Origin of the sequence: Pseudomonas sp. KD5, from assembly GCF_012932895.1 — a bacterium.
Taxonomy (GTDB): Bacteria; Pseudomonadota; Gammaproteobacteria; order Pseudomonadales; family Pseudomonadaceae; genus Aquipseudomonas.
On the sequence record NZ_JDWJ01000008.1, the window covers coordinates 156001 to 176500 of the forward strand.

The 20500-nt window shown below is 60.6% G+C and carries 17 protein-coding genes; 12 read left to right on the plus strand and 5 right to left on the minus strand.

Features of this window, described 5'->3' with window-relative positions; translation table 11 throughout:
* Positions 1–19 precede the first annotated feature (19 nt).
* A complete protein-coding gene (locus AF70_RS18775) occupies positions 20–457 on the plus strand; it encodes a membrane protein (RefSeq protein WP_028940884.1) in 438 nt (145 codons plus the stop codon).
* A gap of 75 nt (positions 458–532) precedes the next feature.
* On the opposite strand, the gene ytfE is transcribed toward AF70_RS18775, so the two are convergent.
* Positions 533–1207, minus strand: coding sequence for an iron-sulfur cluster repair protein YtfE (ytfE, locus tag AF70_RS18780; protein ID WP_028940883.1), 675 nt, complete (start codon positions 1205–1207; stop codon positions 533–535).
* 154 nt (positions 1208–1361) lie between these two features.
* Here ytfE and norR point away from each other — a divergent pair, with 154 nt between their 5' ends.
* The 7 genes from norR to AF70_RS18815 all read left to right on the plus strand — a co-directional run bounded on the left by norR (position 1362) and on the right by AF70_RS18815 (position 8130).
* Positions 1362–2891 (plus strand): nitric oxide reductase transcriptional regulator NorR, encoded by a 1530-nt coding sequence (gene norR / locus AF70_RS18785; protein WP_028940882.1) that lies wholly within the window; start codon positions 1362–1364, stop codon positions 2889–2891.
* A gap of 99 nt (positions 2892–2990) precedes the next feature.
* Positions 2991–3638, plus strand: coding sequence for a pyridoxamine 5'-phosphate oxidase (gene pdxH, locus AF70_RS18790; RefSeq protein WP_028940881.1), 648 nt, complete (start codon positions 2991–2993; stop codon positions 3636–3638).
* Between the two features lie 268 nt (positions 3639–3906).
* Positions 3907–4461 carry a molybdenum cofactor biosynthesis protein B gene (moaB, locus tag AF70_RS18795; RefSeq protein WP_028940880.1) on the plus strand — a complete coding sequence of 185 codons (555 nt, stop codon included), beginning with the start codon at positions 3907–3909 and terminating at the stop codon, positions 4459–4461.
* Positions 4458–5693: a gephyrin-like molybdotransferase Glp gene (glp, locus tag AF70_RS18800; protein WP_028940879.1), complete on the plus strand. Its 1236-nt coding sequence runs from the start codon at positions 4458–4460 to the stop codon at positions 5691–5693. The genes moaB and glp overlap by 4 nt, the downstream gene beginning before the upstream one ends.
* A 76-nt stretch (positions 5694–5769) precedes the next feature.
* Positions 5770–6765 (plus strand): peptidase U32 family protein, encoded by a 996-nt coding sequence (locus tag AF70_RS18805; RefSeq protein ID WP_028940878.1) that lies wholly within the window; start codon positions 5770–5772, stop codon positions 6763–6765.
* Positions 6766–6775: 10 nt separating this feature from the next.
* Positions 6776–7666 (plus strand): U32 family peptidase, encoded by an 891-nt coding sequence (locus AF70_RS18810; RefSeq protein WP_028940877.1) that lies wholly within the window; start codon positions 6776–6778, stop codon positions 7664–7666.
* Complete coding sequence (locus AF70_RS18815; protein ID WP_028940876.1) at positions 7660–8130, plus strand: SCP2 domain-containing protein; 471 nt, start codon at positions 7660–7662, stop codon at positions 8128–8130. Before AF70_RS18810 ends, AF70_RS18815 begins: the two co-directional genes overlap by 7 nt.
* A 324-nt stretch (positions 8131–8454) precedes the next feature.
* On the opposite strand, the gene AF70_RS18820 is transcribed toward AF70_RS18815, so the two are convergent.
* The 4 genes from AF70_RS18820 to AF70_RS18835 form a co-directional block, all read right to left on the minus strand.
* On the minus strand, positions 8455–8853 hold the full coding sequence (locus AF70_RS18820; protein ID WP_028940875.1) for a putative zinc-binding protein: 399 nt from the start codon (positions 8851–8853) through the stop codon (positions 8455–8457).
* A gap of 74 nt (positions 8854–8927) precedes the next feature.
* Entirely contained in the window at positions 8928–9602 is a 675-nt protein-coding gene (locus tag AF70_RS18825) for a Crp/Fnr family transcriptional regulator (protein WP_019649064.1), read from the minus strand.
* A gap of 86 nt (positions 9603–9688) precedes the next feature.
* On the minus strand, positions 9689–10336 hold the full coding sequence (gene narL / locus AF70_RS18830; protein ID WP_028940874.1) for a two-component system response regulator NarL: 648 nt from the start codon (positions 10334–10336) through the stop codon (positions 9689–9691).
* On the minus strand, positions 10333–12135 hold the full coding sequence (locus AF70_RS18835; protein ID WP_028940873.1) for a HAMP domain-containing protein: 1803 nt from the start codon (positions 12133–12135) through the stop codon (positions 10333–10335). Before AF70_RS18835 ends, narL begins: the two co-directional genes overlap by 4 nt.
* A 303-nt stretch (positions 12136–12438) precedes the next feature.
* Between AF70_RS18835 and AF70_RS18840 the strand changes: the two genes are divergently transcribed.
* The 4 genes from AF70_RS18840 to narH all read left to right on the plus strand — a co-directional run bounded on the left by AF70_RS18840 (position 12439) and on the right by narH (position 20500).
* The gene (locus tag AF70_RS18840) at positions 12439–13743 is read left to right on the plus strand and encodes a nitrate/nitrite transporter (protein WP_028940872.1); all 1305 of its coding nucleotides are present in this window, start codon (positions 12439–12441) and stop codon (positions 13741–13743) included.
* Complete coding sequence (locus tag AF70_RS18845) at positions 13721–15118, plus strand: NarK family nitrate/nitrite MFS transporter (RefSeq protein ID WP_028940871.1); 1398 nt, start codon at positions 13721–13723, stop codon at positions 15116–15118. The genes AF70_RS18840 and AF70_RS18845 overlap by 23 nt, the downstream gene beginning before the upstream one ends.
* Before the next feature lie 68 nt (positions 15119–15186).
* On the plus strand, positions 15187–18960 hold the full coding sequence (locus AF70_RS18850; RefSeq protein WP_028940870.1) for a nitrate reductase subunit alpha: 3774 nt from the start codon (positions 15187–15189) through the stop codon (positions 18958–18960).
* 1 nt (position 18961) lies between these two features.
* Positions 18962–20500: a nitrate reductase subunit beta gene (gene narH, locus AF70_RS18855; protein ID WP_028940869.1), complete on the plus strand. Its 1539-nt coding sequence runs from the start codon at positions 18962–18964 to the stop codon at positions 20498–20500.

Consider the following 20500-nt stretch of genomic DNA (forward strand, 5'->3'; position numbering starts at 1 on the left):
CTGACAGAGGCTGCCGCTAATGTATCCGTTTTTTCTGGTCGCACACCTGCTGGCGGCAATCGCCTTCATTGGCACGCTGTTTTTCGAGGTGGTCATCTGGCATCGCGCCCGCCAGCCGTTGACGGAGATTGCGCAAGTGACGGCGGATCAGGCGATTGCCCTGCGTTCGCGTAAGGTTCTGCATGGTGTGGTGTTGCTGTTGTATGGCGCCGGCATCGGTTTGGCGTGGCAGTACCGGGGCGCATTGAGTCAGCCGCTGGCCAGCAGTTTTGGTACGTTGCTGAGCCTGAAAATCCTGTTGGCCTTGAGCATCATTGGTCATTACTTGCTGCTGGCCTATTGGCTGACCCACGGGCGCCTGACCGCGACCCGCGCAAGCTGGATTCGCCGCAGCATTCTCGGGCACATGGTGTTGATCGTGATCCTGGCCAAGGCCATGTTCTATTGGCACGGCTGATCGCAATACGTCCCTCATAAACAAAACCCGCGTCATCCGGTTGGATGGCGCGGGTTGGGGGTGGCCGGTAATCGATCAATGGCGGGGGTTCAGGGCATTAATGAACAGCACGTTGTTTTCCAGGTGGATGTGTTGCATCAGGTCGTCTTTGAACTCCAGCAGCCCACGGTAGAGCGCACGCCAGGTGTTACAGGCATCGGCGGGCGGGATGATGTGATTGGTCAGGGCGAGCATCTTCTCCAGCGCCTCGCCATGTTGATCGTGTTCGAAACGCAGCACCTGGATTGGCGGTGCGGCCTGAGGGCCAACGCCTTGTTGCAGCATCGGGAACAGCACTTGTTCTTCCTTGAGCATGTGGCCTTCGAGTTCCTGCTGCATGTCTGTCAGCAGATCGGCCAGGCCGTTGGGGCAACTGCTGCGCGCGCCATGGACCTGCTCGACGCGGCGAGCCAGTCGGATCAGCTCCGGCAGTTGCTCGCGGTGGCGGGCGTGGTAGCGCGTCAGAAGGTGGGCGATCAGCAGTTCCGACGGTTCGTTGCGCCAGTCGTGCTGGGTTTCGCCGGCGTCTTGCAGAATCTGCAGGGCGTCGGCAATGAGGACCGGATCGAGGTTTTTGCCAAGGGCCGCTTCACGCAGGCTTTTATGCCCGCCGCAACAGAAGTCCAGTTTGAAGGTGTGAAAGATCCGGGTGGCACCGGGAATGTCGCAGGCCAGTTGGCCGAGGCTTTGTTCCAATAGGGGCTGGCTCATCAGGGTTCCTTGTTTGGGTTTCAACGGTTCCCCAGGCTCATTGCACCCGGCATGCCATTTTTAACGTATTGAAAAACATGGATTAATTTTTAGTTGTGGTGATATTCACCCTGATGCTTCAGGGTAAATACAACCATAGAGGGTGATGACTACCATGCTGCGAGAAAGCCTGGCGGCCGACCTGATCGTCGAGTTGCCCAATGCCGTACGGTTGCAACGACTGGTCCAGACCCTGCGCGAATACTTCAACAGTGGCGCCGTGGGCTTGCTGCGTCTGGATGACGACAGCCTCAGGCCCGTTGCGACGGTGGGGCTGGTTCATGAAGCGTTGGGACGCCGGTTCGTCATCGCCCAGCATCCTCGGCTGGCGGCGATCATGGCGTCGCGCGAGCCGACCTGGTTCGAGCCCGACAGCCGCCTGCCGGACCCCTACGATGGCTTGCTCGACAACCACATCGGCGAACCGCTGCCGGTGCATGACTGCATGGGCGTGAGTCTGTATGTCGAGGGGCGGATCTGGGGCGCGATCACCCTCGATGCGCTGCACGCCGGGACCTTTGACAACCGGGCGCGGGAAGAGCTCAAGCGCTGCACTTTGCAGATCGAAGCCGCCGTGCGGGTCACTCGCCTGGAGCAGGAAAACCGCAGCTTGCGCCTGTCCCGCAGCGATCCCCAGGACTTGCGCATGCCCGTCGGGGAGGGCGAGATCCTTGGGCAGAGTGAGGTGTTGCATCAGTTGCTCAATGAGCTGGATGTACTGGCCGATTCCGATCTGCCGGTATTGCTGCTGGGCGAGACCGGCGTCGGCAAAGAGCTGTTCGCACGGCGCTTGCATCGTCTTTCAAGGCGCCACCACAAACCGCTGATACAGGTTAACTGCGCAGCCCTGCCGGAGTCGCTGGCAGAGAGTGAGTTGTTCGGGCATGTCAAAGGCGCCTTTTCCGGCGCCACCAGTGACCGCGCCGGACGGTTCGATGCCGCCAACGGTGGCACGCTGTTTCTCGATGAAGTCGGGGAGTTGCCATTGAGTGTGCAAGCGAAATTGCTGCGCACCCTGCAAAACGGCGAGATCCAGCGTCTGGGCGCCGACAAGCCGTTGCACGTCGATGTACGCATCATCGCCGCCACCAACCGGCACCTGCCGGACAGCATCCGCGACGGCTTGTTTCGGGCCGATCTGTATCACCGGCTCTCGGTGTACCCGGTGCCGATTCCGGCCCTGCGCGAGCGTGGTCACGATGTGTTGATGCTGGCCGGGCATTTTCTGGAGCTCAATCGGGCGCGGCTCGGCCTGCGAGGTTTGCGATTGTCGCCAGCGGCGGAGCGAGCCTTGCTGGCATACACCTGGCCGGGCAATGTGCGCGAACTGGAGCACGTCATCAGTCGGGCCGCGTTGAAGCAGCTCAGTCGCGGGACGAGTCGCACATCGATCATGACGCTGGAGCCAGAGGTTCTCGATCTCGACAGTCCGATGGCAGCACCGGGGGCAGAGGTCGAGCCATCCCGGGACATTACGGCTGATCTGCCGTTCCAGCCCTTGGGCGAAGCCGTCGATGATTACCAGCGCAAGAAGATCCTCGAGGCCCTGAGCCTGTCCGGGGACAACTGGGCCAGCGCCGCGCGGATGCTGGAAGTCGACCCCAGCAATTTGCACAAGCTGGCGCGGCGCCTGCGTCTGAAGTAGGTAAGGGCGCTGCCGCTTCGACGCTCGGTGTTGATGACGGTCAAGGTGGTATCGCGCAGTGCCTCGCACACTGCGCAAAACCTTCCGGAGATCACCGTCATGCCCCTGTCCCTGGCCCAAATGCGCCGTAACTACACCCTTAATGGCCTGCAAGATGAGGCTGCGCTGGACGATCCACTGGCGATGTTCCGGCAATGGCTGCAACAGGCCCGCGACACCGAGTGCGCACCTGTCGAAGCCAATAGCATGGTGCTGGCGACGGTCGATGATGAAGGGCGGCCGCACTGCCGTGTGCTGTTGCTCAAAGGCTTGAGCGATGAAGGTTTTACTTTTTTCGGCAATTATCAGAGCGACAAGGGGCGGCAACTGGCCGCCAATCCCTATGCCGCCATGACGTTTTTCTGGCCGGGGCTGGAGCGTCAAGTGCGCATCGAAGGCCGGGTGTCCAGGCTCGACCCGCAACTCTCGGATGCATACTTCGATTCCCGCTCGATGGCCAGTCGTCTGGGCGCCTGGGCTTCACCGCAAAGCCGTCCGTTGGCCAGTCGTGCCGCGCTGGAGTCGATGCTGGCGCAGACCATCAAGCGCTTCGTTGGCCAGACCGTCTCGCGTCCCGAGCATTGGGGTGGCTACTGCCTGCACCCTGAACGTCTGGAGTTCTGGCAGGGCCGTGCCGACCGCTTGCATGACCGCCTCGATTACCGGTTGCGAGATGGTGCATGGCAACGGAGTCGTTTGGCGCCTTGAGCGACGAGTAAGTTCCCCCGTAGCAGCTGCCGCAGGCTGCGTTCGGCTGCGCAGCAGTCGTAAAATCAGGCACTGCGGTACTCCAGACAAACCGTGTAAGCAGGGTTTACGACTGCTGCGCAGCCGAACGCAGCCTTCGGCAGCTGCTACGGGCGTGAGTCCCCCATTAATCCTTAGACGCCGACGAGGTACCTCCTTGGAGGAATAGGCTCGTTCGCTATTCCGGTTCAGGCTTTGGGCCATACCCTCATCTACGGGAAAGCTGGACATGGCCCATCTGACGCAACGCAGTTTCGAACCCCTGAACATTGCCGTGCTGACCATCAGCGATACGCGCACCTTTGACACCGACACCTCGGGACAGACCCTGACGGATTTGCTGCAAACCGCCGGGCATGTGTTGATCGATCGGGATCTGGTCAAGGACGACATTTATCAGATCCGCGCCACCGTTTCCCGGTGGATCGCCGACCCCAAGGTGCAAGTGGTACTGATGACCGGCGGCACCGGTTTCACCGCTCGTGACAACACACCGCAAGCGGTGCTGCCACTGCTGGACAAACATGTGGAAGGCTTCGGCGAATTGTTCCGCCAGGTGTCGCTGGAGGAGATTGGCATGTCCAGTCTGCAGTCCCGGGCACTGGCCGGGATGAGTAACGGTGTACTGGTGTGCTGCGTTCCTGGCTCGCCGGGTGCCTGCCGGACTGCCTGGAACAAGATTCTGCTCGAGCAACTGGACAGTCGCACCGGCCCGTGTAACTTCGCCCCGCATTTGAAAGCGCAAGCGCAGCGGGTCATCGACGCCTGCGAGACACGCTCATGAGCGGCCGGGTGTGCGACCTCGGCAACCTGATGCCCGTGGACAAGGCCATCAGCCGTCTGCTGGACCAGGCACCACCGCCACCCCTGGCGCAAATGGTTCCTCTGGATCAAGCCTTGGGGCGGGTGCTGGCGGCGGACATTCATTGCCCGGTGAACCTGCCGGCCTGGGACAACAGTGCCATGGACGGGTATGCCCTCAGGGCTGGTGACCTGCCAGCGGAAGGTGGCTGTTTGACGATTGGCGGGCGAATTGCGGCGGGGGATCAGGCGCGCTCGCCCTTGCTCGCGCAGCAAACGGTGCAGATCTTTACCGGCGCGCCATTGCCACCGGGTGCCGATACCGTGGTGCCGCAAGAGCGCTGCCGGGTCGAGGGCGAGCGCGTCTGGTTCCCGCCGGTATCCGTTGGCGATCACGTGCGCAAGGAGGGTGAGGAAGTTCGCCGCGGGCATCTGTTGCTCAAGGCTGGCAAACGCCTGCGCGCACAGGAACTGGGGTTGCTGGCCGGTGCCGGGATCGCGCGGGTCGAGGTCTATCGACCGTTACAGGTGTGCCTGCTCAGCAGCGGTAATGAACTGCGTGAGCCGGGCGATTCCTTGGCACCGGGGCAGATCTACAACAGCAACCGGTATTGCCTCGCTGCGTTGTTGCGCGGCTGGGGCGTCGAGGTGCATGACTATGGTGTCATGGCCGATGAGCTGGTGGCCAGCCGGCATGCATTGAGTCTGGCGTCTTCGGAATGCGACTTGCTGTTGAGCTCCGGTGGCGTGTCGGTCGGCGAGGAAGATCACCTCAAACAGGCCATCGAGGAGCTGGGCAGTGTGGATTTCTGGCGGCTGGCCATCCAGCCGGGCAAGCCATTGGCCTATGGCGAAGTGGCCGGTAAGCCGTGGATCGGTATGCCGGGAAACCCGTCGGGGGCGCTGATTACCGCGTTGGTGGTGGTGCGTCCGTTCCTGCTCAGGGCTCAGGGTGTGACTGACGTGCTGCCAGTGCCGCTGGCTGTACCCGCCGGGTTTGACTGGTTGCAGCGTAACAAGCGTCGACAATACCTGCGGGCCAGATTGACGCCCGGCGCCGATGGCCAGTTGAGTGTGGAACTGCACCCTCAGCAAAGCTCGGCCATGTTGACCGCCGCGTGCTGGGCCGACGGGCTGGCGGTGATCGAGTGCGAGCAGCAAGTGCTCAAGCACGACAACGTGTTGTTCCTGCCTTTCGCCGACCTGATGCAGTGATGGCAATTGATTGCCGTCAAGGCCGTGCCTGCCGGTCTGGCTAGACTGGCAGCGCGTAATTTCATGAGGATTACCCATGCAACTGGTCTGCCCGGCAGGGAACCTGCCTGCGCTTAAAGCGGCGGTGCGCCAAGGCGCAGATGCCGTGTATGTCGGCTTTCGCGATGACACCAACGCCCGGCATTTCGCGGGGCTGAACATGGACGACAAACAGTTCGACGCCGCCGTCGCTCACATCCGCCAGCATCAACGCAAACTCTACGTCGCGGTCAACACGTACCCACAACCCAAGGGTTGGGAGCGCTGGCAACGGGCGGTGGATCGTGCCGCCGATTTCGGCGTCGATGCGCTGATCGCCGCCGACCCCGGGGTGCTCGACTATGCCAGTCAGCGTCACCCGCAATTGGCCCTGCATCTGTCGGTTCAGGGTTCGGCAACCCATGCCGCGGCGCTGGAATTTTATGCGCAGCGCTACGGCATTCGTCGCGCGGTATTGCCACGGGTGTTGTCGTTGGCGCAGGTACGTCAAGTCGCCGCCAGCAGCCCGGTGCCCATCGAAGTATTCGGCTTCGGCAGCTTGTGCATCATGGCCGAAGGGCGTTGCCACCTGTCTTCCTACATCACCGGTGAGTCGCCGAACCTGTGCGGTGTCTGTTCGCCAGCCAAAGCCGTGCGTTGGAGCGAGGACGCCGAAGGTTTGAGCGCGCGCCTCAGCGAGGTGCTGATCGATCGCTACACCCCTGACGAATCGGCCGGTTACCCGACCTTGTGCAAAGGCCGTTTTCTGGTCGATGGCAAACGCTTTCATGCGCTGGAGGAGCCCACCAGCCTCGACACCCTGGACTTGCTCCCGGAATTGACGGCCATCGGCGTCGAAGCGGTGAAAATCGAGGGCCGCCAACGCAGCCCGGCGTATGTCGAACAAGTCACCCGGGTCTGGCGCGCGGCACTGGACGCTCACCGTGGCGCGCCCGGCAGTTTTCGGGTCAAGGAAGAATGGCGTCAGGTGCTGGCCGGTTTGTCCGAAGGCAACCAGACCACCCTGGGCGCTTATCATCGATCATGGCAATGAGGGACGCGACATGAAGCTCAGCCTGGGACCGGTCCTGTTTTATTGGGACAAAGAGCAACTCAGCAACTTTTACGCCGACATGTCGACCTTGCCCCTGGACGTGATTTATCTGGGGGAAACCGTGTGCTCCAAACGCCGGGCCTTTTCCCTGGATCAATGGCTGGGGCTGGGGCGCGAGTTACAGGAATGCAGCCCGGCACAGTTGGTGCTTTCCAGCCTGACGCTGATCGAGGCTGCCTCCGAACTCTCCAGCCTGCGCCGGCTGTGCGACAACGGCCAATTGCTGGTGGAAGCCAACGACATGGGCGCGGTGCAATTCCTGGCCGAACGCAAGTTACCGTTCGTGGGCGGTCCGGCGCTCAATCTGTACAACGGCCACTCATTGGCACAATTACTCGACAGCGGAATGACTCGCTGGGTGCCGCCCGTGGAGTGTTCGGCGACGCTGATCAGCGATGTGATCGGGCAGGTGCGTGAATTGGGTCGTGCAGTGCCGGAAGTTGAAATCTTCGCCTATGGGCATCTGCCGTTGGCCTATTCCGCCCGCTGCTTCACTGCCCGTGCAGAAAATCGGCCCAAGGACGACTGCCGGTTTTGCTGCATCAACTACCCCGATGGCCTGGCGCTGACCAGCCAGGAAGGGCAACCACTGTTTACCCTTAACGGTATTCAAACGATGTCGGCCGAGGTGACCAATCTGCTGGCCGATTACGCCGGACTGGTGGCCTGCGGTGCCGATCTGTTGCGCTTGAGCCCTCGTGCTCAGGGCATGGCCGAAGTGATCGCGGCCTATCAACGGGTTCGTCAGGGCGAGACACCGCCGCTGTTCGTCGAAGGTTGCAATGGCTATTGGCATGGCCAGGCCGGCATGCTGCGCGTCGAGGAGGTCGGCCTGTGTTGAATCGGAAAAAGTGGCTGTTGAAAGGTGCCGACCGGTTGCTGCCGCTGGTGCGCCGGGTGCCTTTTGCCGTGCAGCGCCTGGCGTTGCAGCAGGCACTGAATCGCTGCCTCGCCGAGCCGTTGCGCGATGGCGAGTTCGAAGTGCTGCGCGGACGTTGGCTGTGCTTGCGGATTCCGGACCTGGGTTTGTCCTGGTACCTGACGCTCAGTCGTCAGGGCTTGCGGATTGCCGAGCACGCTACGGCGAGCGTGACCATCAGCGGTAACTGGCGCGAATTTTTATTGCTGGCCAGCCGTCAGGAAGATCCGGACACGTTGTTCTTTCGCCGGCGACTGGTCATCGAGGGCGATACCGAACTGGGGCTGGCGCTGAAGAACCTGATCGACAGCCTTGATCCCGATGTTCTGCCTGTATGGTTGTGGCGCAATCTGGAGCGGGCGGGGAAGGGCTTGGCGGCTGGGTGATCATAGATGCGTGCGGGCTTGCGCGCGATGACGGTGGCACATTCAACATTGATGTCGACTGTTGTACCGTTATCGCGGCTTTGATGGTGTACATATCCGTTTCTGCGGTAACGACGGCTGGCGGTTTCGCTCTTACAGCGAGTCACTTTGGAAAAGCCCCAAAGTAACCAAAGGGCTCTTGCCCCTTTCGTTCGGTGCCGAGCCTAAGCGAGGCACCGAATGGTGGGGCAAAGCGCTTTGGTTACTTTCGCGCTTTTCGAAAGTGACCCGCCGTAAGGGCGGAACCCTAAGCGGCCGTTACCGCAGAAACGGATATGTACACCATCAAAATCGCCTTTCCTGACGGTTTTCATGCTGCCGGGCATCACTGGCAATCAGTTGCCTGATCCCTTCAAACAACTCATCACTCTGCGCCTGTGTGCAGTCCTCGCCATAGCGTTTGCGCAGCCCGTAATGGCTGAGAATCAGGTGCACATCAGCATGCAGGCCATGCTGCTTGAGGCTGTTTTCAACACATTGCAGCGGGCAGCCGTCCAGCGCGAAGATCCGGCGCCCCGAGCGCGCTTTGTTGACCAGCGCTGCCACATGCCCGCCGACACCAACGATGCAGGACATTTCAGCCAGACCACTGCGATCCAGGCGCACGGCCAGGGTGTTGGCCAGTTGGGCGACGTTGGAGCAGCCTGAGCAGGAGTAAACCAAAGGCAGGGTTGAACGGGGCATTTGCATTCTCCGTGGATGGGCTCTGTCAGTGTGCAAGAGGTGTGGCAGGGCGCCTTGATAACGGTCAATTCCGGCTATTGGAAAGCGGCCAGTTCCTCTTCAGCGAGGATGCTGATGTGGCGTCGTTCCATGGCAATCAGGCCGCTTTCCACCAGGCGATGCAGTATCCGCGAAAAGGTTTCCGGCTGAATTCCCAGCTTCGACGCCACCAGGCGTTTGGACATCTGCAAGACAATCTGGCCGGTCACCGGGTGGCGTTCCTGGAACAGGAAATTGATCACCCGACGGCTCGCACTGGCCATGGTCAAGGTATCGATGTCGCGCAGACGCAGGTGCAGGTGAACGCTCATGCTCGCCAGGATGGCCAGGCAGACTTTCGGCTGGTCCTCCAGGGCATTGCGGTAATGGTTGCCGTCGATGCTCACCAGCACGCTGTCCTTCAGCGCGGTGGCGCTCACCGGATACAGACGAGCCTGGCTGAACAGCAAGGCTTCGGCAAAAGTCTGGCCGGGCTGAATGATCTCCACCAGGTTCTCCTGGCCTTCACCGGTGAGCCGGTACAACTTGACCTGGCCGCTGACCAGCAGGAAAAAGCGCCTGGCCGGATCCCCTTGATGCATGAGCGTACTGTGACAACTCAGGCGTTTGAGCATGGCCAGGCTGCAGACTTCCTCGAAGACTTTCTCCGGCAGTTGGCTGAACAGATGATGACGGCGCAACGTTAAAACGATGGAAGGGTGAGTCAGCATGGCGTACCTCCGCTGACGACCATAGTAGAGAGCGTAGGCTCGATGACCTATGCCTCTGCAGGCCTACCTCCAAAGAGGAATACCCGTCAGCCGGCGTTGCGCAGATGTTCCATGGCCCACACCGCCGCCTCGACTCGCGAACGCAAGCCGAGTTTGTGCAACAGGTTCTTGACGTGAACCTTGACCGTGCCTTCGGTGATGCCCAGCTTGTGCCCGATGACCTTGTTGCTGAAGCCGCTGGCGATGGTCTTCAACACCTGGCGTTCGCGCTCGGTGAGTTCCACCACGGCCTGACGCGCAGGAGCACGCAGCGCTTGCGCCATGACTTGGGTCAGTCCCGGGCTGATCACCAGCGCGCCGTTCAGGGCATCGCGGATGTACTGAATCAACAGTTCGGGCTCCATGTCCTTGAGCAGATAGCCGTCGGCATCCAGGCGCAGTGCATCGCGAATATCGTCTTCGGCGTCCGATACCGTAAACAGCAGGACTTTGCCGGTGTAGTGCATGGCTCGTAGTCGGCGCAGGGTTTCGATGCCATTCATTTGCGGCATGTTGTTGTCGAGCAAAACCAGGTCCGGTTGAAGCGGCTCAATCAGACTGAGTGCTTCTTCACCCTGGCTGGCTTCGCCGACGATCAGGAAATCATCTTCGAGTTCGAGCATCTGGCGAATGCCGTGACGCATCATCGGGTGATCGTCTACCAGCAGGATTTTGTGTTGTGGGGACAGGGTCATGTGGCGCTACCTTCTGTTTGCTGCCCGAGAAACTCCGGGTGGAATTCCAGTTGGACACGGGTGCCTTGGGGCTCCCTGGAAAATATCTGCAGTTGGCCGCGCAAGCTGCGAGCCCGCTCATCCATGATGTTCAGGCCGTGGTGTTCGCGCTGGTCGACGTTGCCACTGAACCCACGCCCGTCGTCTTCGACCGACAACCTGACGGTCTCGCCATCCTGGCGCAGTTGCAGCCAGGCGTTTTGCGCATGGGCGTGGCGCAGGCAGTTGGAGAGCGCCTCGCGGGTGATCTGCAAAATGTGGATTTGTTCGCTGGCCGATAGCTGAAAGGCCAGCGTGTCGACGTGCAGGTGCACCTGAAACTCTCCGCGACGGGAAAACTCCTCGGCCGTGTCCTTGAGTTCCTGTACCAGTCCCGCGTCGTGAATCTGCAAGCGAAACGTGGTCAGCAACTCGCGCAATTGGCGATAGGCATTGTTCAGTCCCTCGCGCAATTCGCTGGTGACGGTTTCCAGGGTCTGGACCGGTTCGCCCCGGCGTATCAGGGTTTGCATGCGGCTGACTTGCAGCTTCATGTAGGACAGGGCCTGGGCCAGTGAATCGTGCAGCTCGCGGGCGATGATCGTGCGTTCTTCGAGCAGCAGCAGGCGATGATCCTGTTCCCGTTGACGCTTGAGCGAGAGCGAGGTGCCGATCAGATTGGCCAGGGCCTGGATCAGTTGGGTTTCCCAGGCTTGCATGGGGTGCCCGTCGACAAAGTGCGCCTTGAGCTCACCCAGTTCACTGCCCTGGTTGCTGATGCTGAAGATTTGCGGGTTGGTTTTAGGGTGTCGCTGGCACGTGGCGCAGTCGCTACTGGCGCAGACTTCCCGGATGTTCGCGCCATGCAGGGCGAGCAGCTGCTGGGCCGGTGCCTGCAACTGTCCCTGCAGGCACAGCGACAGGCGCAAGCCGGGCAGGCGTTGCTGGAAGCGCCGAATCAACTCATCCAGACCTTCGGCATTGGCCAGGCGTGTGGCCAGGCTTCGGCTGCTTTGATACAGAAGCTCCAGGGCGGCATTGGCTTGTTGCAGGTTCAGGGTTTTTTGCTGGACCTGACTTTCCAGGGTGCGATGCGACTCTTCGATCGTCTCGGCCATGGTGTTGAAACTCATGGCCAACTGGCCCAGCTCATCCTCGGACTGATGGTTGACCCGCACCTTGAAGTCGCCGCGACGAAAGCGCTGGGTTGCATCCACCAATTCCTTCAAAGGGGTGACAACGCCGTACTGCAGTTCGTAGAGCCCGAGCAGCAGGACGATCATGGTGGTGAACAGGGCCAGGCCCTGGATCGCCTGTTGCCAGCCTTGCTTTTGTTCGCTTTGGCGCTGCAACAGATCGACGAACTGGTTCAGTTGCTCAACGAAGGACTGGGCCTGGGCCTGAAAGGCCGCCGCATCGCCGCGCTCCAGTGCCGGACGCAAATCCTCATTCCAGTGTTGCTGGATTTGCCCATAACTGAGTTGCAATGCGGTGCTCGGGCCATCTTCCAGTACCGCTTTGAGCGAGTGGCTGTCCAAGCGGTTTTGCAGGCTGTCGATGATGGCGGCGATTTCTTCGTCGGCGACGCCAGCGGCGAGTTTCCAGCTCAGGTGATAGGTCTCCATGCGCACCGAGCCTGCGGTGTTGATGGCAGCGGCATCGCCCTGGCTGAACCAGGCGATCAGCCCGGCGCTCAATGAACTGGCGAGCGCCAGCACGGCGATCAGAATCACCGCCAGCCCGGCGCGAGCGGGCAGGGAGCTGCGCAACCAGCGGATCATCGGCGCAGGTCCGGGAAAACGATAAGAAAACAGAGCATGCACGTTCCAGCGTGGGGTTTTGCCGCCGTTCCTGGGCGAGCTACCTCTAAAGAGTTGTCGACAGTTCCTTGTCGGCAAAAGCGTGGGTTAAAACCCTTAACAAGCTGATAAATAAAGGTTTTTAAGGTTTTTTTGCACTACCTCCTTGGAGGTAGGCGGGCTAAGCATAGGCTTAGGCCCTCATGGGCATCGTTGACCTGGGTCAAGTTTTTGCGGGGTTTGCCTCTCTAGTCTGCCGCCATGGCTAATTGACGGGAGAGCATTGTGAACCAACCGCGTGTACGACAAGGCTTGGTGCTGGGCATGAGCACACTGGCCTTCACTGTGTGCTTCATGGTCTGGATGATGTTTGCCGTGCTCGGGGTGCCGATCAAGGAACTGCTCCACCTCAACGAAACCCAATTCGGCCTGCTGGCCGCGACCCCGGTGCTGACCGGCTCGCTGGTGCGTTTGCCGCTGGGTTTGCTGACCGACCGCTTTGGCGGGCGCAGCGTGTTTTTCCTGCTGATGCTGACCTGCGTCACGCCGCTGTACTTGATCAGTCACGCCACCGCCTACTGGCAGTTCCTGGTACTGGGTTTGTTCGTCGGCCTGGCCGGTGGCTCGTTTTCCGTGGGGATTGCCTACGTCGCCAAATGGTTCGACAAGGAGAACCAGGGCTTCGCCATGGGCATCTTCGGTGCCGGTAACGCCGGGTCGGCGGTGACCAAGTTCCTGGCCCCGGCGCTGATCGCCGCCGGCAGCTGGCAGCTGGTGCCGAAGGTCTTCAGTGCGATCTTGTTTATCACTGCGCTGCTGTTCTGGTTCCTGACCTCAGAAAACAAGGGCCATCGCAGTGCCACGGGCGCCAGCTTGCGTGAGCAACTGCGCTCGCTGAAGGATCCTGCGGTGTGGCGCTACTGCCAGTACTACTCGATCGTCTTTGGCGGCTACGTCGCCCTGGCCCTGTGGATGACCAAGTACTACGTGCAGGAATACGGTTTCAGCTTGCAAAGCGCGGCGCTGCTGGCAGCCTGTTTTTCCCTGCCCGGTGGCGTACTGCGTGCCGTCGGTGGCTGGATGTCGGATCGCTGGGGCGCGCAAAGCGTGACCTGGTGGGTGTTGTGGGTCAGCTGGATCTGCCTGTTCCTGCTCTCGTATCCCCAGACCCAACTGCAAGTGCAGACCATCGATGGTCCGCTGGATTTCCACATTGGGCTGAGCCCCGCGCTGTTCACCGTGCTGCTGTTTCTCATGGGCATCGCCTTCGCATTCGGCAAGGCCTCGGTCTTCAAGTACATCGCCAATGACTACCCGAAAAACATGGGCGCGGTGTCCGGCATCGTCGGCCTGGCGGGTGGCCTGGGCGGTTTTGTGCTGCCGATCCTGTTCGGCGCCCTGGTGGACCTCACCGGCGTGCGCTCTTCCTGCTTCATGTTGATGTACGGCGTGGTCTGGGTCTCCCTCACCTGGATGTACTTCAGCGAAATACGCAAAAGCCCGGTGCTTGGTAAAGAGCCGCTGCTGATTCCGTCCCCGATTTCCAGCATTGCCCAAGGAGAAGAACATGTCCGTTCTGCAAACGCCTGACAAAGGCCCGGTCATTCATGACTGGCGCCCCGAGGACCCCGCGTTCTGGGGAAGTAGCGGCAAACAGACCGCCACTCGCAACTTGTGGATTTCCATTCCTGCGCTGTTGTTGGCCTTTGCGGTGTGGATGGTCTGGAGCACGGTGATTGTGCGGTTGAACGCCATCGGCTTCAGCTTCACCACTGACCAACTGTTCTGGCTGGCGGCGTTGCCGGGGCTGTCCGGTGCGACCTTGCGGGTCTTCTATTCCTTTATGGTGCCGATCTTCGGCGGCCGGCGCTGGACTGCCCTGAGCACCGCGTCGCTGCTGTTGCCATCGATCTGGATGGGCTTCGCCGTGCAGGACCCGAGCACCTCATACAGCGTGTTCGTAGTGATTGCCTTGCTCTGCGGTTTTGGTGGCGGCAACTTCGCCTCGAGCATGTCCAACATCAGCTTCTTCTATCCCAAGTCCCAGCAGGGTACGGCCCTTGGCCTCAACGCCGGACTGGGCAACCTGGGCGTCTCAGTGATGCAGTTCTGTGTGCCGCTGGTGATTACCTTCGGTGTGTTCGGCTTCATGGGCGGCTCGTCGCAAGCGTTGCCGGACGGCGGTCAATTGTGGCTGCAGAACGCCGGGTTCATCTGGGTGCCGTTCATTGTCCTGGTGACGGTGTTGGCCTGGTTCGGCATGAATGACCTGTCCAGCGCCCGGGCCTCGTTCAGCGAGCAGGCGGTGATCTTCAAGCGCAAACACAACTGGCTGATGTGCTGGTTGTACCTGGCGACCTTCGGTTCGTTCATCGGCTTTTCCGCCGCGTTTCCGCTGCTGATCAAAACCTCCTTTCCGGATGTCATCGCCTTGAAATTCGCCTTCCTTGGCCCATTGGTCGGTGCGCTGGTACGGCCATTGGGCGGCTGGCTGGCGGACAAGCTCGGTGGCGCGAAAGTGACCCTGTGGAACTTCGTGGCGATGATCGCGATGGTCTTCGGCGTGATGCACTTCTTGCCGCAGAACGGCGCGGGCGGCAGCTTCTACGGCTTCCTCGGCTTGTTCATGCTGCTGTTCATCACCACTGGCGTGGGCAACGGCTCCACCTTCCGGATGATCCCGGTGATCTTCCGCACGCAGCACGAAAAAGCCTCGGCCGGGAAATCGCCAGCCGTGCGTGAACAGGCGCTCAAGGATGCCGGCAAGGAATCGGCCGCCGTCCTGGGCTTCAGTTCGGCCATGGGCGCCTTCGGTGCGTTCTTCATTCCCAAATCCTTCGGCACTTCGATGGCCCAGACCGGCGGCCCTGAGATGGCCTTCTACATGTTCGTCGTTTTTTACCTGAGCTGCATCGTGGTGACCTGGTGGTGGTACGCGCGCAAAGGCGCCGCGACACCCTGCTGAGACGACCTGAATCCAACCATTGCGTGGGCGGGGCACAGAACCCCGCAGCAAGCCTGAGAGGACACACCGTGAGTCATTTACTGGATCAACTGCGGTTTTTCAATCGCAAGCAAAACGAGTTTTCCGATGGTCATGGAGAGACTCGCAAAGAGTCTCGCGACTGGGAGAACGTCTACCGTTCGCGCTGGCAGTACGACAAGATCGTGCGTTCCACCCACGGGGTGAACTGCACCGGCTCGTGTTCGTGGAAAATCTACGTCAAGAACGGCCTGATCACCTGGGAAACCCAGCAGACCGATTACCCGCGCACCCGCAACGATTTGCCAAACCATGAGCCCCGTGGTTGCCCGCGTGGTGCCAGTTACAGCTGGTACATCTACAGCGCCAACCGCCTCAAGTACCCGAAAATCCGCAAGCCATTGCTCAAGCTTTGGCGAGAGGCGCGGCAGACCATGGCACCGGTGGAAGCCTGGGCGAGCATTGTCGAGAACAAGGCCAAGGCCGACTCGTATAAAAGCAAGCGCGGCATGGGTGGCTTCATTCGCTCCAACTGGGAGGAAGTCAACGAGATCATTGCCGCGTCCAACGTCTACACCATCAAGCAGTACGGCCCAGACCGGATCGTCGGTTTCTCGCCGATTCCGGCCATGTCGATGGTCAGCTATGCCGCGGGTTCGCGTTATCTGTCGCTGATCGGCGGTGCGTGCCTGAGTTTCTATGACTGGTACTGCGACTTGCCACCGGCCTCGCCGATGGTCTGGGGCGAGCAAACCGACGTGCCGGAATCGGCCGACTGGTACAACTCCAACTACATCATTGCCTGGGGCTCCAACGTCCCGCAGACCCGTACCCCCGATGCGCACTTTTTTACCGAAGTCCGTTACAAGGGCACCAAGACCGTCGCCATCACCCCCGACTACTCGGAAGTCGCCAAGCTCACCGACCTGTGGCTCAACCCCAAGCAGGGTACCGATGCGGCGCTGGCCCAGGCGTTCAATCATGTGATCTTCAAAGAGTTTCACCTGGACAAACCGAGCGCGTATTTCACCGACTACGCCAAGCGCTTCACCGATTTGCCGGTGCTGGTGCTGCTCAAACAAATGGTCGACAAGGCGCCGGGCGCCGGTTACCAGCCGGACCGTTTCTTGCGCGCCTCGGACCTTACCGACAACCTCGGCCAGGAAAACAACCCGGAATGGAAAACCATCGCCCTGGACGTCAGCGGTGAACTGGTTTCCCCTCAGGGCTCCATCGGTTATCGCTGGGGTGAGAAGGGCAAGTGGAACATTTTGCCTCGTGAAGGCGGTGAAGGGCGTGAGATCGATCTGAAGCTGAGCCTGATCGGCGATGACGTCGCCGAAGTGGCGTTCCCGTATTTTGCCGGCGAGTCCCACGAACACTTCCAGCACGTCGCTGGCGATGCCGTGCAATACCGCCGCGTGCCGGTGCACAACGTGGTACTGGCCGATGGCAGTGTGGCCAAAGTCGCCACTGTGTTCGACCTGTCGGCCGCCAACCTGGCGATCGATCGTGGCCTGGGTGGCGCTAACGTCGCCAAGGACTACAACGACGCAAGCGTACCCGGCACCCCGGCCTGGCAGGAGCAGATCACCGGCGTCAGCCGCGAGAAAGCGATCCAGATCGCCCGCGAGTTCGCCGATAACGCCGACAAGACCAAGGGGCGCTCGATGATCATCGTCGGCGCGGCGATGAACCACTGGTACCACATGGACATGAACTACCGCGGGCTGATCAACATGCTCATGCTCTGCGGGTGTGTCGGCCAGACCGGTGGCGGTTGGGCGCACTATGTCGGTCAGGAAAAACTGCGTCCGCAATGCGGCTGGCTGCCCCTGGCGTTCGGCCTGGACTGGAACCGTCCACCACGGCAGATGAACGGCACCAGCTTCTTCTACGCCCACAGTTCGCAATGGCGCCACGAGAAAATGAGCATGCACGATGTGCTCTCGCCGTTGGCCGACAAGTCGCAATTCCCCGAGCATGCCCTGGACTACAACATCCGTGCCGAACGCGCCGGCTGGTTGCCCAGCGCACCGCAACTCAACACCAACCCGCTGCACATTTGCCGCGATGCCGCGGCAGCCGGCATGGACCCGAAAGACTACGTGGTCAAGTCGCTGCAAGACGGCTCGCTGCGCTTCTCCTGCGAACAGCCGGACAGCCCGGTGAACTTCCCGCGCAACATGTTTATCTGGCGTTCCAACCTGCTGGGCTCCTCGGGCAAGGGCCACGAGTACATGCTCAAGTACCTGCTCGGCACCAAGAATGGGGTGATGAACGAAGACATCGGCCAGGTCGGGGATTGCAAACCCGAAGAAGCCGAATGGGTGGACGAGGGCGCCATCGGCAAGCTCGATCTGGTCACCACGCTGGATTTCCGCATGTCCTCGACCTGCGTCTATTCCGACATCGTCTTGCCGACCGCGACCTGGTACGAAAAGGACGACATGAACACCTCGGACATGCACCCGTTCATTCACCCGCTGTCGGCCGCCATCGACCCGGCGTGGGAATCGCGTTCCGACTGGGAAATCTACAAAGGCATCGCCAAGGCCTTTTCCAGCATGGCTGAAGGGCATCTGGGCGTTGAGAAGGACCTGGTGACCATCCCGCTGATGCACGACAGCGTCGGTGAACTGGCTCAACCTTTTGGCGGCACCGACTGGAAAAGCGCCGGCGTGGCCCCGGTGCCAGGCAAGAACGCGCCGAACCTGCATGTGGTGGAGCGTGATTACCCGAACATTTACAAGCAGTTTTCCTCGCTGGGGCCATTGCTGGAAAAACACGGCAACGGTGGCAAGGGCATCAACTGGAACACCGACGCCGAAGTGAAATTCCTCGGTGCGCTCAATCACCGCGAAGGGGCTGCCGGGATCAGTCATGGCCGGCCGAAAATCGACTCGGCGATCGATGCTGCTGAAGTGATTCTGTCCCTGGCGCCGGAAACCAACGGCCATGTCGCCGTCAAGGCCTGGGCTGCGTTGTCGGAATTTACCGGCATCGATCACAGCCACCTGGCGTTATCCAAGGAACACGAGGCGATCCGATTCCGCGACATTCAGGCGCAGCCGCGCAAGATCATTTCCAGCCCTACCTGGTCGGGTCTCGAAGACGATCACGTCAGCTACAACGCCGGCTACACCAACGTTCACGAAGCCATCCCATGGCGCACCATCACCGGTCGCCAGCAGTTCTACCAGGATCACCCGTGGATGCAGGCATTCGGCGAGCAACTGATGAGTTACCGCCCGCCGGTCAACACCCGCACCATTGCAGGGGTGAAAGGCAAGCGCAGCAACGGCGAGACCGAAATCGTCCTGAACTGGATTACTCCGCACCAGAAATGGGGCATCCACAGCACTTACAGCGACAACCTGCTGATGCTGACCTTGAGCCGTGGCGGCCCGATTGTCTGGCTCTCGGAGAACGACGCGAAACGCGCCGGCATTGAAGACAACGACTGGATCGAATGCTTCAACGCCAACGGCGCGCTGACCGCACGAGCGGTGGTCAGCCAGCGGGTCAAGGACGGCATGGTGATGATGTACCACGCCCAGGAACGGATCGTGAACGTGCCTGGTTCGGAAACCACCAAGACCCGTGGCGGCCACCACAACTCGGTTACCCGGGTAGTGCTCAAGCCGACCCACATGATCGGCGGCTATGCACAGCAGGCCTACGGGTTCAACTACTACGGCACCGTCGGTTGCAACCGCGACGAGTTTGTCGTGGTACGCAAAATGTCCAAAGTTGACTGGCTCGATGGCACAGACGGCGATGCCTTGCCGCGTCCACTGCCGACCGACATCGAGGAGAACTGAGATGAAGATTCGCTCACAAATCGGCATGGTCCTGAACCTGGACAAATGCATCGGCTGCCACACTTGTTCGATTACCTGCAAGAACGTCTGGACCAGCCGCGAAGGCATGGAATACGCCTGGTTCAACAACGTCGAATCGAAACCCGGCATCGGTTACCCGAAAGAATGGGAAAACCAGGACAAGTGGAAGGGCGGCTGGATCCGCAATGCCAACGGCACGATCAACCCGCGCATCGGCGGTAAATTCCGGGTCTTGGCGAATATTTTCGCCAACCCGGACCTGCCGAGCCTCGACGATTACTACGAACCGTTCGACTTCGATTACCAGCACCTGCATACCGCGCCGCTGGGCGAGCATCAGCCCACTGCGCGCCCGCGTTCGCTGATCTCTGGCAAGCGCATGGAGAAAATCGAATGGGGCCCGAACTGGGAAGAAATCCTCGGCACCGAATTCGCCAAGCGCCGCAAGGACAAGAACTTCGACAAGATCCAGGCGGACATTTACGGCGAATACGAAAACACCTTCATGATGTATTTGCCGCGCCTGTGCGAGCACTGCCTCAATCCGGCGTGCGCAGCGTCGTGCCCGAGCGGGGCGATCTACAAGCGTGAAGAAGACGGCATTGTGCTGATCGACCAGGAAAAATGCCGTGGCTGGCGGATGTGCATCAGCGGCTGCCCGTACAAGAAGATCTATTTCAACTGGAAAAGCGGCAAGTCCGAGAAGTGCATCTTCTGCTACCCGCGTATCGAAGCCGGGATGCCGACTGTTTGCGCCGAAACCTGTGTCGGGCGTATCCGTTACCTCGGTGTGCTGCTGTATGACGCCGACCGCATCAGCGAAGTGGCGAGCACCGCCAATGAGCAAGACCTGTACGAGAAACAACTGGAGATCTTCCTCGATCCGAATGACCCGGCAGTGATTCGCCAGGCCCTGGCCGATGGCGTACCGCAGTCGGTGATTGATTCTGCCCAGCGTTCGCCGGTCTACAAAATGGCCGTGGACTGGAAGCTCGCACTGCCGCTGCACCCGGAATACCGCACCTTGCCAATGGTCTGGTACGTGCCGCCGCTGTCGCCGATCCAGAACGCCGCTACCGCTGGCACCGTGGGCATGAACGGGGTGATCCCGGATGTCGACAGCCTGCGTATTCCACTGAAGTACCTGGCGAACATGCTGACAGCGGGCGATGAAAAACCGGTCAAGCGCGCACTTAAACGCTTGCTGGCGATGCGCGCCTACAAACGCTCCGAGCAAGTCGATGGCGTTCAGGACCTGCAAGTGTTGAAGGACGTCGGCTTGAGCGTGGCCCAGGTCGAAGAGATGTATCGCTACCTGGCGATTGCCAACTATGAAGACCGCTTTGTGGTACCGAGTGCCCACCGTGAAGACGCCATGAGCGACGCCTTTGCCGAGCGCTCCGGTTGCGGCTTCAGTTTCGGCAGCGGTTGCAGCGGCAGCTCCGACACCAACATGTTCGGTGCGAAGAAAGCCAACCGCCGCGACGTCCTGAAAACCGTCCAGTTGTGGGAGGAATGA

Excerpts from the sequence above, each read along its gene's own strand:
- AF70_RS18775 (WP_028940884.1), top strand. The coding sequence starts at position 20 with ATGTATCCGTTTTTTCTGGTCGCACACCTGCTGGCGGCAATCGCCTTC.
- ytfE (WP_028940883.1), bottom strand. The coding sequence starts at position 1,207 with ATGAGCCAGCCCCTATTGGAACAAAGCCTCGGCCAACTGGCCTGCGAC.
- norR (WP_028940882.1), top strand. The coding sequence starts at position 1,362 with ATGCTGCGAGAAAGCCTGGCGGCCGACCTGATCGTCGAGTTGCCCAAT.
- pdxH (WP_028940881.1), top strand. The coding sequence starts at position 2,991 with ATGCCCCTGTCCCTGGCCCAAATGCGCCGTAACTACACCCTTAATGGC.
- moaB (WP_028940880.1), top strand. The coding sequence starts at position 3,907 with ATGGCCCATCTGACGCAACGCAGTTTCGAACCCCTGAACATTGCCGTG.
- glp (WP_028940879.1), top strand. The coding sequence starts at position 4,458 with ATGAGCGGCCGGGTGTGCGACCTCGGCAACCTGATGCCCGTGGACAAG.
- AF70_RS18805 (WP_028940878.1), top strand. The coding sequence starts at position 5,770 with ATGCAACTGGTCTGCCCGGCAGGGAACCTGCCTGCGCTTAAAGCGGCG.
- AF70_RS18810 (WP_028940877.1), top strand. The coding sequence starts at position 6,776 with ATGAAGCTCAGCCTGGGACCGGTCCTGTTTTATTGGGACAAAGAGCAA.
- AF70_RS18820 (WP_028940875.1), bottom strand. The coding sequence starts at position 8,853 with ATGCCCCGTTCAACCCTGCCTTTGGTTTACTCCTGCTCAGGCTGCTCC.
- AF70_RS18825 (WP_019649064.1), bottom strand. The coding sequence starts at position 9,602 with ATGCTGACTCACCCTTCCATCGTTTTAACGTTGCGCCGTCATCATCTG.
- narL (WP_028940874.1), bottom strand. The coding sequence starts at position 10,336 with ATGACCCTGTCCCCACAACACAAAATCCTGCTGGTAGACGATCACCCG.
- AF70_RS18835 (WP_028940873.1), bottom strand. The coding sequence starts at position 12,135 with ATGATCCGCTGGTTGCGCAGCTCCCTGCCCGCTCGCGCCGGGCTGGCG.
- AF70_RS18845 (WP_028940871.1), top strand. The coding sequence starts at position 13,721 with ATGTCCGTTCTGCAAACGCCTGACAAAGGCCCGGTCATTCATGACTGG.
- narH (WP_028940869.1), top strand. The coding sequence starts at position 18,962 with ATGAAGATTCGCTCACAAATCGGCATGGTCCTGAACCTGGACAAATGC.